The sequence below is a fragment of the Sphingobium sp. PNB genome, from assembly GCF_019873065.1.
Lineage (GTDB): Bacteria > Pseudomonadota > Alphaproteobacteria > Sphingomonadales > Sphingomonadaceae > Sphingobium > Sphingobium fuliginis.
In genome coordinates this window covers 26,216-38,359 of record NZ_JAINEZ010000016.1, presented here as the reverse complement: position 1 = coordinate 38,359, position 12,144 = coordinate 26,216, and the positions used below count along the sequence as shown (strand labels likewise).

The following is a 12,144-nucleotide window of genomic DNA, read 5'->3' as shown; positions in this document are numbered from 1 at the left end:
TTCCGAAATCCGACCGGGCGCTAACCGGCGGGCGCGATCTCCGCCGCCAGCGCCATGATGCGCTGCGGTCCGGCACGGCCGGTCAGGGCATAGGCCATGTCCCCCGCCTCCCAATAGGCGATGACGTCGTCGGCACGTCGGGCGAGCAACGGGCGCGCCTCCGCCGGCGTTTCGGCCCGGTCCGCGAAGAAGGAAAGCTGCTCCCCCTCCGGCGTGGTGATCGACACCGCCACCGCCGGACTGTCCGGCGTCGGGTAAAGCTGCACGTCATTTATGCGCCACTGGGCCGGTAGCGGCGGCAGGACGATGCCGGTCGAACGCTGTATCTCGCCGGGGTTGAGCGTGGCGCTCTCCACCTGGGACGCCATGCTCTGGCGCAGCAGCCCGGTGCGGTGCGATGCGGCGGCTTCGTCCAGGAAGGTGGTGGCCTGCGCCGCCTGCGGAAATTCGCCCAGCTCGCCCCGCGCGATCCAGCCGGTGGCGACCAGCGCGGCGATGCCCGCCGCCCGGCCGAGATGACGCCATGCCCGGCCATGATCATTGTCATTGGCGACGGGGACCGATGTGTCGCGGCGGCGGCCCACCAGCGTGCCCTTGGTCCCGTCATGCTTCAGGCGGAAGTCGATATGCGGCCAGCGCTTGCGCCAGCGCCGGGCGACGAGCCGCTCGCCGGGACGGGCCGCGTCGTCCAGCAGTACGACCGCGCCCGGGGACAGGCGCGCGAACAGGCTGTCCGCCGCGCCGCGCACCAACGGGTGCACCGCCCAGGGCGGACCGTCGATGATCAGCAGGTCGATGCTGTCGGGCAGGCTGTCGATGTCGTACCAGCGGCCCGGCCAGTCCTCGCTTTCCGCAACCAGCGGCGCGTGGCGCAGATCGGCCGTCAGCCCATGGTCGGCCAGCCAGTTGCGGGTCGCCTGCACGAAGCCGTCATGCTGGTCGAAGCTGGTCAGCCGCCCCCCGCCATGCAGCGCCAGCGCACGCGCGGCGATCAGCGTCGATGCGCCTGCCCCCAGTTCCACCACATGGGCGGGCCGCAGCCGGGCGATTTCCCGCACGATATGGCGGAGGAAACCGACGTCGGCCTTCCAGCTCCCCAGATGCGGCAGGGCGTCATGGGGCAGGCCAAGCTCGTCCAGCAGCGCGCGCTTGTCCGCCTTGCGCCCGCCCGACAGGCTGGCCAGCAGCCAGGGCCAGGTGATCGCGCCGAAGCCGACGCGCCAGATCATGTCGGACAGGCGGCGCCGGGCCGCCACGGCATCGGCTTCGCTGAGGGACAGGAAACCGGTCAATTCTCTGGAGGTCACGGGTGCGCCTATCCTTTATCTGCGGGTCGAGACTGGTTATGCGGCGGGATAGCCGGTTCGCTTGGACCCGTATATCGCCAGCACAGGGAACGCCGATGACACGCATCATATCTGCGACTGTTGAACGTTGGCCGGTCGCCGGGGCCTTCATCATCAGCCGGGGCGCGAAGACGTCGGTGGACGTCGTCATCTGCACCGTGGGCGATGGCGTGCATGTCGGCCGGGGCGAGGGCACGGCGATCTATTATGAGGGCGAGACGGCGGAAGGCTGCGCGGCGGCGATCGACGCCTATGCCGGGCCGCTGGAGCGGGAAGCGCTGCTGAGCGCCATGCCGCGCGGGGCCGCCCGCAACGCGCTGGACTGCGCGCTCTGGGACCTGGAGGCGAAGCGCGCCGGGGTGCCGGTTTGGAAGCTGGCGGGGCTGGAGGAGCCCAAGCCCCTGCCCACCGCCTTCACCATCAGCCTGGGCGATCCGGAGAAGATGGAGGCGGATGCGCGGGCCGCGGCGGGGCGCGGCTTCGGCCTGCTCAAATGCAAGCTGACCGGGGATGGCGACCGGGCGCGGATCGCGGCGGTGCGGGCCGGTGCGCCGGACGTGCGGCTGATCGTCGACGCCAATGAAAGCTGGCATGATCTGGACATTGTGGCGGAGGCGCGGGCCCTGGCGGAACTAGGCGTGGAAATGGTCGAGCAGCCGGTCTTCCACGGCAGGGAAGAGCGGCTGGCGGGGATCAGGTCGCCGTTGCCGCTCTGCGCGGACGAGAGCTGTCATACGCGGGCCGATCTCGACCGGCTGGCGGATTTCGACGCAGTGAACATCAAGCTCGACAAGGCGGGTGGGCTGACCGAGGCGCTGGCCCTGTCGCGAGAGGCGCGGGCGCGGGGATTCCGCGTGATGGTCGGCTGCATGCTGGGCACGTCGCTGGGCATGGCTCCGGCCGCGCTGGTGGCGCAGGGGGCGGACTGGATCGATCTGGACGGCGCGCTGCTGCTGGCGAAGGACCGGGAAAGAGGGCTGGAACTGCGCGACGGGCTGCTGCGGCCTGGCGGGCTATGGGGCTTGGATTAAGTTATCTCCCAGCATGACGAAGGAGGAGAGGGGCGACCCTCAATAACCCAGCGTCAATCCCACCGCATAATATTTCGGCCCCACATTGGCCTTGGCGCGCAGCTTGGGGATCAGCGGCATGGCGAGCGTCGCATAGGGCCGCGTGTCGTCGCCGCTGAAGCGCACGCCCGCGCCGATGGTGGCGGAAGCGGGGAGGGTGTAGGTCGCCTCGACGCGCCCATAGAGCTTCGTATCCCCATCGCGCAGATAGACGCCGCCGCCCGGCGTCAGGCTGAAGCCGGCAATATCCATCGCATAGCCGGCGCCGATTTCCGTGCCCCAATGCCCGTCCGCGCGTCCGTAATTTACCTCGGCCCCGATCCCTTCGGCATGGGCGGCAGGGGTGAAGGCGAGCGCAGCGGCGGCCAGCAAATAACAGGGTTTCATGGCTGTTCCGAAATGTCCGTTCATGGTCGGCCCGGCCTGACTCCCGCCGCCGCACAGGGCAAGCGGGAGCAGGCAAGGCGAGTCCGATATGCGGTCAGGCGAGTCAGGCGGGGGCGCTGCCCCCCGGCTGGTCCACGCGTACCACGGGCTGCACCTCAGGATAGGGCATGATCGCCCGGCCGTCGGGCGCGGCGGTAAAGCTTGTCTGCGTTGGATAGGCGAATTCGATCCCCTCCGCATTGAAGCGCTTCCAGATGGCCAGGCCCACGCGGTGCCGCGACAGGAAATAGTCATGGGTGTCGGGGTCGGGCACGTCGAAATTGAGCTGATAGTCGAGCGAACTGGCGCCGAAGCTGACCAGCCCCGCATTGACGAAGATATGCCCCTCCGCCTCCACGATCTCCTTCAGCATGGCGGGAATGGCGTCGGCCTTGTCCTCCGGCGTCTGGTAGATGATGCCGATGGCGAAGGTCACGCGCCGCTGCGCCAGTGTCTGCAGGCTGGTGATCTCCTTCTGGAGGAGGTTGGCGTTGGAGATCACCTTCTTCTCGCCGCTCATCGCGCGCAGATGCGTGCTCTTAAGGCCGATGCGCTCCACCCGGGCGGTGGTCTGGTCATAGGTGATGACCTCGCCCTGCCGGAAGGGTTTGTCGAAGATGATCGACAAGGCGGCGAACAGGTCGGAGAAGATGCCCTGCGCCGCAAGGCCGATGGCGATGCCGCCGATGCCCAGGCCCGCGACGAGGCCGGTGACATTCACCCCCAGATTGTCCAGCACGACGATCAGCGCGATGGCGAACAGGGCGAAGGTCACGAGTACGCGGATCAGGCCCATGGCGTTGGCCAGGCTCTGGCTCTCGTCCGCCGAGGTGCGCCGTTCCACCAGACCCAATATGATTTCCCGCGCCCAGATGGCGCATTGGAAGACGGCGGCGATGGTGAAGAGGAAGACGACGGTCTTCAGCACCATCTCCGGCGGCCGGGCATAGCTCACCACCAGCCGTGCGGCGACCATCGCCATGAAGAAATGGGTGGTGCGGGCAAAGGCGCGGCCGGCGACGTTGGCAAGGCCCAGAGTGTCGCCGGGATGCCCCTTCAACCGTCCGCCCACGCTGCGCAGCGCCGTCAAAAGGCTGTAGATGGCCACAGCCGCGCCGATGGCGATCAGGATCTGCAGATAGTGGAGCGAGAACCAGTGGACCGTCGACTGCCACATCTCAGCCAGATTGGGCGGGCGGACATCGATCTGCGGCAGGGTTGCGGTGTCTTTCTTGGCGGCCATGAATATCCTTGCGGTTCTGGATGCGGATCAGGCCGCCAGGGGAAGGGCGGTCGAGCCGCCGGCCTCCTCCAGAAAAGCGATCAGTCCGCGTTCGTAACGGGAAAGATAGCGGGTTGCGCGCGGCAGGCGAAGCCCCTGTCGCCATGCATCCTGTCCGTTGCGGCAAAGCTCGATCAGCGCGGGGTGGATATAGCTTTTGCGGCTGATCGCCGGGGTGTTGCCCAGCGCGGCGGCGACCGGCTCGATCATCTGCTTGAGCGACACGCTGCCCGCCGCCAGCGTTTCGAAGGCAATGACGGAAGCGCCCCAGGTGCGGAAATGCTTGGCGGTGAAATCGCCGCCCATGGCTTCGGCTATATAGGCGTTGACGTCGCCCGAGGTGATGGGCCGGGCGACGCCTTCCTCATCCAGATATTGGAACAGATGCTGTCCCGGCAAATCCTGTACGGCGCGAACGAAGCGGACGAGGCGGCGGTCGGTGACGGTCAGCTCATGCTCCCGCCCCGACTTGGCCCGGTAACGCAGGCGCAGCGCCTGTCCGCGCAGGTCGACATGGCGGCGGCGCAGCGTGGTCGCGCCGAAGCTCTTGTTCGCGGCGGCATATTGCTCGTTGCCGACGCGCACCTTGGCCAGGTCGAGCAGGCGCACGACGGCTGCCAGCGTCTTTTCCTTGCGCAGGCCGCGCCTGGACAGGTCGGCTTCGATCCGGGCGCGCAGCCTGGGCAGGGCGCGGCCGAAGGCGGGGCAGCCGGCATATTTCTCCGCCTCCCGCGCGGCGCGGAAATCGAGGTGATAGCGATATTGCTTGCGGCCCCGGTCGTCATAGCCGGTCGCCTGGATATGGCCGTGGGGCGTGGGGCAGAACCAGCAGTCGCGATAGGCGGGCGGCATGGCGATGGCGTTCAGCCGGTCGATCTCTTCCCGGTCGGTGATGCGCGCGCCGCTGGCGTCGAAATAGGCCCATCCTCTTTTCATCGCCCGGCGCGTGATGCCCGGCAGGCTGTCATTGGCATGGACGAGGGAATCGGGCGGCATGGTTTTTCCTCAACCCGCCGTTCCTCGCTTCGTTCCGCAATGCGCGATAGGGGAATGGCTGGAAGTGGCCAATGACCGAAGCGCAACCCTCAATGAATCCGCATGAACCGCATGCCGCTGGGCAACCGCCAATGGAGCGGGTGACGGCGCATCACCGACAGATGGGCGAGCGTCAGCGTCAGGCAAAGGATCGCGGCGGGAATCGCCACGGACTGCGCCACCGGCAGCAGCAGGGCGATTGCCGTCGCGGCGGCCGATCCGCCCAGCGCCAGCAAGGTCGCGCCCGGCTCGCCATCGGGCCCGCGCAGCCAGAAGACGCATCCGCCGACGCCCAGCGCGAAGGCCATGGCGAAACGCGCCGCCTGTGCCGGTTCCGCCAGGCCGCAGCCGATCAGCAGCAGCAGGATCGCGCCCGCCAGACCCAGGCGCGGCATGCGGCCGAGCAGATGGGCGATGACCGGATAGATCAGCAATTCGCCCATGGCGACGGCGATGAGGATTGCGGTGGCGAGCCGGGCCTGCTCCGGTCCCGCGATCAGCGCCACGACCGCCGTCCCGGCCCAGGGCACCAGTCGCAACGGCGCCATGCGGATGTGGCTGATCCACCCCTGCAACCCCGCGCGGGTTTCCCAGCGCCGGTCGGCCAGCCGTAACTGGAAGGCGGCGATGATGAACAGCGCTTCGGCGCCCCATGGCAGCAGCGCCGGCGCGACCAGCGGCGCGGCGAGCACCAGCCCCAGCAGCAGGCCGTGGGCCGCGCCCAATATCTTCAACTCGCCCTTCATGCGGCGCTCCCTTGCGCGACGGGTGTTGCGGGAAATAACGGCTGGCGCGCGGCCAACTTGCGCTTCCGGGTCAAATAGGTGTCGAGGCCGATCTGCAACGACAGCATCATGAAGATGAAGGGCTGATAGGCGATGCCCACGAACAGCGATCCCACCATATAGATGACATGGCCCTGTTGCAGGGCGAGCGCGAAGGGCGACACCCAGGCTTCATCGCCTTCCCGGTTCCGGTACATGCGCCGGATCGCCTCCGTCCGGATGAAGCAGATGAGGTGCAGCAGCGCCCAGAGGAAGAAGCCGAAATAGCCCTGCTCGCCCAGCATCTCGAAATAGGCGCTGTGATAGGCGCGGCCATGGTCGGTGACGATGCGCTTTTCCATGCGCGATCCGGCGGCGTCGATAACCCGTTCCTGCATCACATAACTGAACTTGTTCTGCAGATAATTGTCGAAGCCGCCGCCGCCCGGATGCTCGCCCACATAGTCCAGCGTCCATTTCCACACGGCCAGCCGGGTGGAGGCGCTTTCGTCCTGGCTGTGATTCTCGATGGTCGACATGCGCTGGGTGAAGCTGGCCGGCAGGAAGGGAATCGCCGCCAGCGCCGCCAGCGCCATCAGCGGGCCGTAGATGAACCGCCGCTTCGACCGCATCAGCATCAGCCCCGCCAGCACGGCGATGCAGACAAGGCCCGTGCGCGCCTCCGTGCCGATGGGCATCAGAAGGCAGGCGAAACAGAGCGCATAGGCGAACAGCCTGACCCGCCAGTCGGGCGGAAAGACGGTGCCATGTTGCGACAGCCAGAGGATCAGCGGGATCAGCGAAATGGCGACGGTCGAAATGATGCTGCCTTCATAAAGGCCGCTATTGTTGTCGACCATCAGGTTCAGCACGCCATAGCCGCCCCCCGACAGCGCCGTCTTCATGCCCCCATTGATGATGATCGTGCTGGCGCAGAGCACCATGAACAGGGCCAGCGCCTCGATCCGCAGGCGGGTGCGCAGGGTGACGGGCAGGAAGATGGCGAACAGCATCGCCTTCCATACCCAGGCCCATTTGGTCGCGGCGTTGATCGGGAAGTCTGCCGTCGCCGTGGTATAGCCGCACCAGGCGAGCAGCAGCAGTAGGATCGCCTGCCGCGCAGACAGTCGGCAATCCTTCTTGTCGTCGACCAATATCCACGATCCCACCGCTGCCACGAAGGCGATGAAGGAGATGGGGACGCTGTTCAGCAGGAAATAGGAGAGGCGCTGGGGCGATACGATGTCGATATAGGCATAGACGGCGATCAGCAGGAACGGTCGTCGCAAGCCTGTAAGGAAGAAGGCGCCAAGGAAGGCGACGAAGAACAGGTCACGCATCGCCGCTCTCCGCCTCCAGGCCGGAGGGGGGATCGCGATCCAGGTCGGGCCGCGACAGCAGGCGCCAAGCCGCCAGCAGAATGACGCCATGGCTGATGAGAAGGGAAAGGGCGTCGATCATCGCGTGCTTGAGCTATCCGTCACTTCCAACGTGCTCCTGCGAAGGCAGAAGCCCAGTCCGGACGGCAGGACTTAGGCTCCTGCCTTCGCAGGAGCATGTTGTACTGAAGCCCGAACCCTCCCACCCCTAACCCAACAGAGTTGACGGCCCGTTAAACCTTTTTCGGCAAGACTCGTCGCCATGACACGGATTCTCCATGTGCTGGACCACAGCCTGCCGATGCACAGCGGATACACTTTCCGCACCCGCGCGATCCTGCGGGCGCAATTGGCGAAGGGCTGGGAGGTGCGCGGCATCACCGGTCATCGCCATGCCGCGCCGGGGCCGCTGGAGGAGGTGGTCGACGGCCTGCATTTCCACCGCACGCCCGGCGAATCGACCGGCGGCCATCCGCTGCTGCGCGAATGGCGCGACATTTCCGCCCATGCCGACGCCATCGATATGCTGGTGCGCCAGTGGCGGCCCGACATCATCCACGCCCATTCGCCGGTGCTGAACGCGATCGCGGCGCAGAAGGTGGCGAAGCGTCACGCTATCCCCATGATCTACGAAATCCGCGCTTTCTGGGAGGATGCGGCGGTCGGCAACGGCACCGGGACGGAGGGCAGTCCGCGCTACTGGCTGACACGGCAACTGGAAACCCATGCCGTCCGCGCCGCCGATGCGGTTGCCGTGATCTGCGAAGGCCTGCGCGGCGATCTGGTGGCGCGGGGCATCGACGCGGCCAAGATCATCGTCTCGCCCAACGGCGTCGACATGGACCAGTTCGGCACACCAGTTCCCCGCGACCCCGCGCTGACCGCGAAACTGGGGCTGGAGGGCGCCGACGTCGTCGGCTTCATCGGCAGCTTCTACGATTATGAGGGGCTGGACGACCTGATCGCCGCCCTGCCGAAACTCGTGCGCGCCCGCCCGAAGGCGAAGCTGCTGCTGGTCGGCGGCGGCCCGTGCGAGCAGGCCTTGCGCGACCGGGCCATGGCCTCGCCCTTTGCCGACCATGTCGTCTTCGTCGGTCGCGTGCCGCACGATCAGGTCGAGGATTATTATGCGCAGGTCGACATCCTCGCCTATCCGCGCAAGTCGATGCGCCTCACCGATCTGGTGACGCCGTTGAAGCCGCTGGAGGCGATGGCGCAGGGTCGGCTGGTCGCCGCGTCCAGCGTCGGCGGCCATCGCGAACTGATCGAACATGGCGTCACCGGCACGCTGTTCGCGCCTGACGATCCGCCCGCCCTTGCCGCCGCGGTGGCGGGGATGTTCGCGGATCGCGGCTTCTGGGAAGAGCGGCGCGCGGCGGCGCGCGCCTTTGTGGAGCGGGAGCGTAACTGGTCGTCAAACATTCTTCGCTACGAACCCGTCTATCGGCAATTGCTGGCGCGCCCTGAAGGGGCGCGGGCGGCGGCGTGAGAAGAATGCCTGGGCTGCTGAAGGCGCTTTCGGGCGCGCTCGGGGCCGGGCTGCTCCTCTTCTCGCTGCCCACAGGGCTGGTCGAAACGGTCGTGGCGTCGAGTGGCCTTAGCGAAGCCATCCCGGCCGCCGCGCCGCCGCTGGGACTGAAGGCCCGTCTGCTGCTGGCGGGTTTCGGCGCGGCGATGGTCCTGGGCCTGATCTGGGCGGGACAAAGGGAAAAGCGCGTCGCTCTGCTGACGCATGACAAGCAAGGGCGCGGGAACGGCGCCGCAGGAGTGAGTGAAATGGGTTTTGCATTGTCGAAGCTGAACTGGCTGTCGCGTGACCGGAGCAGGTCGGGTCCGGCGCTGCGCCGTGCCGACGCCCATCCCGACGCCCCCGCGCGTCCGCCGATCTTCGCCAGCCGCGACTTTGGCGGCCTCGATATTTTCGCCCGCACCGCGCCCGGACGCGAAGATGGGGAGGCGGAGGCCGCTGTCGAGGCGCCCATCACCGCGCCGGGCAGCCTTTCCATTCCCGGCATGCCGGACAAGATGACGGAGGAAACGGCCTTCGCACGCCTGCAGCGGGCGTTTTCGCCGGAGACCGTCGATGCCGACCCTCAGGAGATCGCGCAGCCGGCGCAGCCCGAGACCGCTCCCGCGCCTGCGCCCATCGCGCATCTTTCATTGGCGGAGCTGACCCAAAGGCTGGAACAGGGTCTTGCCCAGCGCAAGCGCATGGGCCGGCCCGCCTCCGTTCTGGCCGACATGCCGGTCGAAGCCGCCGTGCCCGTGCGCGATAAGGTGGAGCAGGGCGTCGATGAGGCCCTGCGCGCCGCTCTGGGGACTTTGCGGACCATGGCCGGCCGCGCCCGCTGAACCGGCAGGCGAGAGCGCGCTGAAGGGCGCTCTCCCTTGATGGCTTTCACCAGTCCTCTATGGTGAGCGCCGACAATTCGACCCATTCGCCGCCCGGCACCGGACGGCGGCAGTCGATGCTGATGTCCGCGACGAAATGGCCGGACAGGCTCCATTCCGCTTCCTCGATTCCCTGGACAAAGGCTGCGCGCCGCTCGGCCGCATCGGGCCCGGCGAGGGTCAGCGCGACGACATGGTGCCGCCCCTGGAACAGCGCGCTCGCCCAGGGACGGCTGACGGCGCGTTCCACCATGACGGTTCCACCCGCCCGCGCGATCAGTTGCGCCAGCAGACGGGGCAGGGGGTCGCGCGCTTTCGCCGCACCTTCATTTTGGAGCAGATTCCGGATGGGAGCGTTCACGTGGATGCTTGTCATTCGCCCATGCTCCTGCGATATGTGTTCATGAAATGTTATACTCGCCTCTTCATTCTCATGCCGGGTTCGCGGCCCCTGCGCAGGTCGAAGACCAGCCGGGGATCGCGCACGCTCTCGCGGCCGAACCGGGTCGCGGGAATGCCGTTTTCCCGCAGAAATTTTTCGACCTCTCGCAACAGCATAGTCCCGCTTCTCCTCTGTCGATTCGATCCGCCTGCGCGAATCCCTCAGGTGATTTTCATGTTGCCTAATTTCCTACTTGTCTAGGAAAATTCCTATCAGTAATGGATGAGATATGGTCGGTATTGGAGAAGATCCGCGCATGGTGCTGGAGCGGCTGATTGCCGAGCGGGGCGACAGCTATTCCGATCTTTCGCGCCTGCTGAACCGCAATCCCGCCTATATCCAGCAGTTCATTAAAAGGGGCACGCCGCGGAAGCTGGATGAGGAGGACCGGCGCATATTGGCCCGCTATTTCGGCGTGGCGGAGGAAATGCTGGGCGGGTCGGTCCCGCGCGGAACCCCGCCGGTCAGGGTGCGGTCGCTGCCTTCGGTGGTCAGCGTGCCGCGGCTTTCGCTGGGCGCTTCGGCTGGGCCGGGTTCGCTGGACGAGGATGAGCGGGCGGCCGGCCTGATGGCCTTCGACGCCAACTGGCTTCGTCATCTGGGCGTTCGGCCGCAGAAAATATCGATCATCCGCGTCGATGGCGAATCCATGGCTCCCACGCTCAGCGATGGCGATGAGATCATGGTCAATCATGACGACGATGCGGGGCGGCTGCGCGACGGCGTCTATGTGCTGCGGCTCGACGGGGTGCTCATGGTGAAGCGCGTGGCCATGGGGCCGCGCAGGGGTTTTTTCTCCGTGCTCAGCGACAATCCCCATTATCCCGACTGGATCGACATCGATCCGGCGCTGGTCGTGATCGTGGGTCGGGTGGTATGGACAGGAAGACGGCTGGTTTAGGGCGGGTTTCGATGTGATTGAATCAGATCGCCGCTATAATCTCTTTATTGTCCGCGATTTCTTGACCAGCGATCGGTTCGATTGCTGGAAATCGCTCTGGGAGGCAGGCTTTTGAACGACAATGGTGCGGTCATCCGCAAGGCCACCGAATGGCGTGGGGCGCGGCTGGCGCTGGCGACGGTGGTGTCGACATGGGGCTCCGCGCCCCGGCCCCGCGGCAGCCATATGATCGTGCATGAGGACGGCCGGTTCGAAGGCAGCATATCCGGCGGATGCGTCGAGACCGACGTGCTCCAGCGCGCGGCGGAGGTGATCGGGGGACGGCCGGCTAATCTGGAAACCTATGGCGTGGCCGATGGCGACGCCTGGGCGGTGGGCCTGCCCTGCGGCGGGGAAATCAGCGTGCTGGTCCAGCCGGTCAGTCCGGAAGGCTTCGACCCCGCATTGTTCGAGCGGATCGCGGCGGAAAGCGAGAAGGGCAGGGCGCTCACCCTGTCGACGGATCTTGCGACCGGCCTCACGCGGGAAGGGACGGGGGAGGGGCAGTTCCACAACCGCTACGATCCGCCCCGCAGGCTGCTGATCGTCGGTGCTGTACAGATCGCCCAGTCGCTCAGCGCACTGGCGCAGGCAATCGGCGTCACTCCTGTCGTCATCGATCCCCGCGGCCGTTTCCTGACGGAGGAGCGCTTCCCTGGCGTCGAACTGGACGACCGCTGGCCGGACGAAGCGGTTGCGGCCCGTTTTCCCGGCGAATCCACCGCGGTCGTGACGCTCAGCCACGACATCAAGATCGATGATCCCGCCTTGGCGGCGGCGCTGCGTGGGCCGACGGGCTACATCGCCGCGCTGGGATCGCGCAAAAGCCATGCGGCGCGGTTGGAACGGCTGGCTGCTCTCGGCTTTTCGGCGGAAGAACTGGCGCGCATAGACGGCCCCGCCGGCCTCGACATAGGGGCGATAGGCGCGGCGGAAATCGCCCTCTCCATCGCAGCCGGCATGGTCGCGGGCTTCAACGCCAAGCGCTAGAGCCAATCGACATTCAGATGATGACGAGCCGAGCCGAAGACCACCGAAGGTAAAATGGTGGTTTTCCGTGACCCGGAGC

General features: G+C 66.7%; 13 protein-coding genes. 5 read left to right on the top strand and 8 right to left on the bottom strand.

The genetic code is table 11. The annotated features are described in order from the left end of the window. Window positions 1–20 precede the first annotated feature (20 nt). Window positions 21–1,307 carry a class I SAM-dependent methyltransferase gene (locus K7W03_RS08045; protein ID WP_222885972.1) on the bottom strand — a complete coding sequence of 429 codons (1,287 nt, stop codon included), beginning with the start codon at window positions 1,305–1,307 and terminating at the stop codon, window positions 21–23. 95 nt (window positions 1,308–1,402) lie between these two features. Between K7W03_RS08045 and dgcA the strand changes: the two genes are divergently transcribed. Then, window positions 1,403–2,377: an N-acetyl-D-Glu racemase DgcA gene (dgcA, locus tag K7W03_RS08040; RefSeq protein ID WP_222885971.1), complete on the top strand. Its 975-nt coding sequence runs from the start codon at window positions 1,403–1,405 to the stop codon at window positions 2,375–2,377. Window positions 2,378–2,416: 39 nt separating this feature from the next. On the opposite strand, the gene K7W03_RS08035 is transcribed toward dgcA, so the two are convergent. The 6 genes from K7W03_RS08035 to K7W03_RS28055 all read right to left on the bottom strand — a co-directional run bounded on the left by K7W03_RS08035 (window position 2,417) and on the right by K7W03_RS28055 (window position 7,384). After that, window positions 2,417–2,803, bottom strand: coding sequence for a hypothetical protein (locus tag K7W03_RS08035; RefSeq protein ID WP_222885970.1), 387 nt, complete (start codon window positions 2,801–2,803; stop codon window positions 2,417–2,419). Between the two features lie 103 nt (window positions 2,804–2,906). Next, window positions 2,907–4,085, bottom strand: coding sequence for a mechanosensitive ion channel family protein (locus K7W03_RS08030; protein WP_044661506.1), 1,179 nt, complete (start codon window positions 4,083–4,085; stop codon window positions 2,907–2,909). Between the two features lie 27 nt (window positions 4,086–4,112). Next, on the bottom strand, window positions 4,113–5,120 hold the full coding sequence (locus K7W03_RS08025; protein WP_222885969.1) for a DNA topoisomerase IB: 1,008 nt from the start codon (window positions 5,118–5,120) through the stop codon (window positions 4,113–4,115). Between the two features lie 89 nt (window positions 5,121–5,209). Beyond that, complete coding sequence (locus K7W03_RS08020) at window positions 5,210–5,905, bottom strand: hypothetical protein (protein WP_222885968.1); 696 nt, start codon at window positions 5,903–5,905, stop codon at window positions 5,210–5,212. Continuing rightward, window positions 5,902–7,263 carry a putative O-glycosylation ligase, exosortase A system-associated gene (locus tag K7W03_RS08015; protein WP_222885967.1) on the bottom strand — a complete coding sequence of 454 codons (1,362 nt, stop codon included), beginning with the start codon at window positions 7,261–7,263 and terminating at the stop codon, window positions 5,902–5,904. Before K7W03_RS08015 ends, K7W03_RS08020 begins: the two co-directional genes overlap by 4 nt. Next, entirely contained in the window at window positions 7,256–7,384 is a 129-nt protein-coding gene (locus K7W03_RS28055) for a hypothetical protein (protein WP_255308758.1), read from the bottom strand. Before K7W03_RS28055 ends, K7W03_RS08015 begins: the two co-directional genes overlap by 8 nt. 180 nt (window positions 7,385–7,564) lie before the next feature. Between K7W03_RS28055 and K7W03_RS08010 the strand changes: the two genes are divergently transcribed. Both K7W03_RS08010 and K7W03_RS08005 read left to right on the top strand, forming a co-directional pair. Then, window positions 7,565–8,791, top strand: coding sequence for a TIGR04063 family PEP-CTERM/XrtA system glycosyltransferase (locus K7W03_RS08010; protein ID WP_222885966.1), 1,227 nt, complete (start codon window positions 7,565–7,567; stop codon window positions 8,789–8,791). Between the two features lie 5 nt (window positions 8,792–8,796). Beyond that, window positions 8,797–9,654: a hypothetical protein gene (locus tag K7W03_RS08005; protein ID WP_048577051.1), complete on the top strand. Its 858-nt coding sequence runs from the start codon at window positions 8,797–8,799 to the stop codon at window positions 9,652–9,654. Window positions 9,655–9,700: 46 nt separating this feature from the next. Here K7W03_RS08005 and K7W03_RS08000 read toward each other — a convergent pair whose 3' ends face one another. Then, window positions 9,701–10,069: a hypothetical protein gene (locus K7W03_RS08000; protein ID WP_222885965.1), complete on the bottom strand. Its 369-nt coding sequence runs from the start codon at window positions 10,067–10,069 to the stop codon at window positions 9,701–9,703. A 295-nt stretch (window positions 10,070–10,364) separates the two neighbouring features. Here K7W03_RS08000 and K7W03_RS07995 point away from each other — a divergent pair, with 295 nt between their 5' ends. Further along, complete coding sequence (locus K7W03_RS07995; RefSeq protein WP_044661513.1) at window positions 10,365–11,036, top strand: helix-turn-helix transcriptional regulator; 672 nt, start codon at window positions 10,365–10,367, stop codon at window positions 11,034–11,036. Window positions 11,037–11,147: 111 nt separating this feature from the next. Continuing rightward, complete coding sequence (locus K7W03_RS07990; protein ID WP_222885964.1) at window positions 11,148–12,065, top strand: XdhC family protein; 918 nt, start codon at window positions 11,148–11,150, stop codon at window positions 12,063–12,065. Window positions 12,066–12,144 lie beyond the last annotated feature (79 nt).

Coding starts and splice junctions, on each gene's coding strand:
- dgcA (WP_222885971.1), top strand. CDS start 1,403: ATGACACGCATCATATCTGCGACTGTTGAACGTTGGCCGGTCGCCGGG.
- K7W03_RS08035 (WP_222885970.1), bottom strand. CDS start 2,803: ATGAAACCCTGTTATTTGCTGGCCGCCGCTGCGCTCGCCTTCACCCCT.
- K7W03_RS08030 (WP_044661506.1), bottom strand. CDS start 4,085: ATGGCCGCCAAGAAAGACACCGCAACCCTGCCGCAGATCGATGTCCGC.
- K7W03_RS08025 (WP_222885969.1), bottom strand. CDS start 5,120: ATGCCGCCCGATTCCCTCGTCCATGCCAATGACAGCCTGCCGGGCATC.
- K7W03_RS08020 (WP_222885968.1), bottom strand. CDS start 5,905: ATGAAGGGCGAGTTGAAGATATTGGGCGCGGCCCACGGCCTGCTGCTG.
- K7W03_RS08015 (WP_222885967.1), bottom strand. CDS start 7,263: ATGCGTGACCTGTTCTTCGTCGCCTTCCTTGGCGCCTTCTTCCTTACA.
- K7W03_RS28055 (WP_255308758.1), bottom strand. CDS start 7,384: ATGATCGACGCCCTTTCCCTTCTCATCAGCCATGGCGTCATTCTGCTG.
- K7W03_RS08010 (WP_222885966.1), top strand. CDS start 7,565: ATGACACGGATTCTCCATGTGCTGGACCACAGCCTGCCGATGCACAGC.
- K7W03_RS08005 (WP_048577051.1), top strand. CDS start 8,797: ATGCCTGGGCTGCTGAAGGCGCTTTCGGGCGCGCTCGGGGCCGGGCTG.
- K7W03_RS08000 (WP_222885965.1), bottom strand. CDS start 10,069: ATGACAAGCATCCACGTGAACGCTCCCATCCGGAATCTGCTCCAAAAT.
- K7W03_RS07995 (WP_044661513.1), top strand. CDS start 10,365: ATGGTCGGTATTGGAGAAGATCCGCGCATGGTGCTGGAGCGGCTGATT.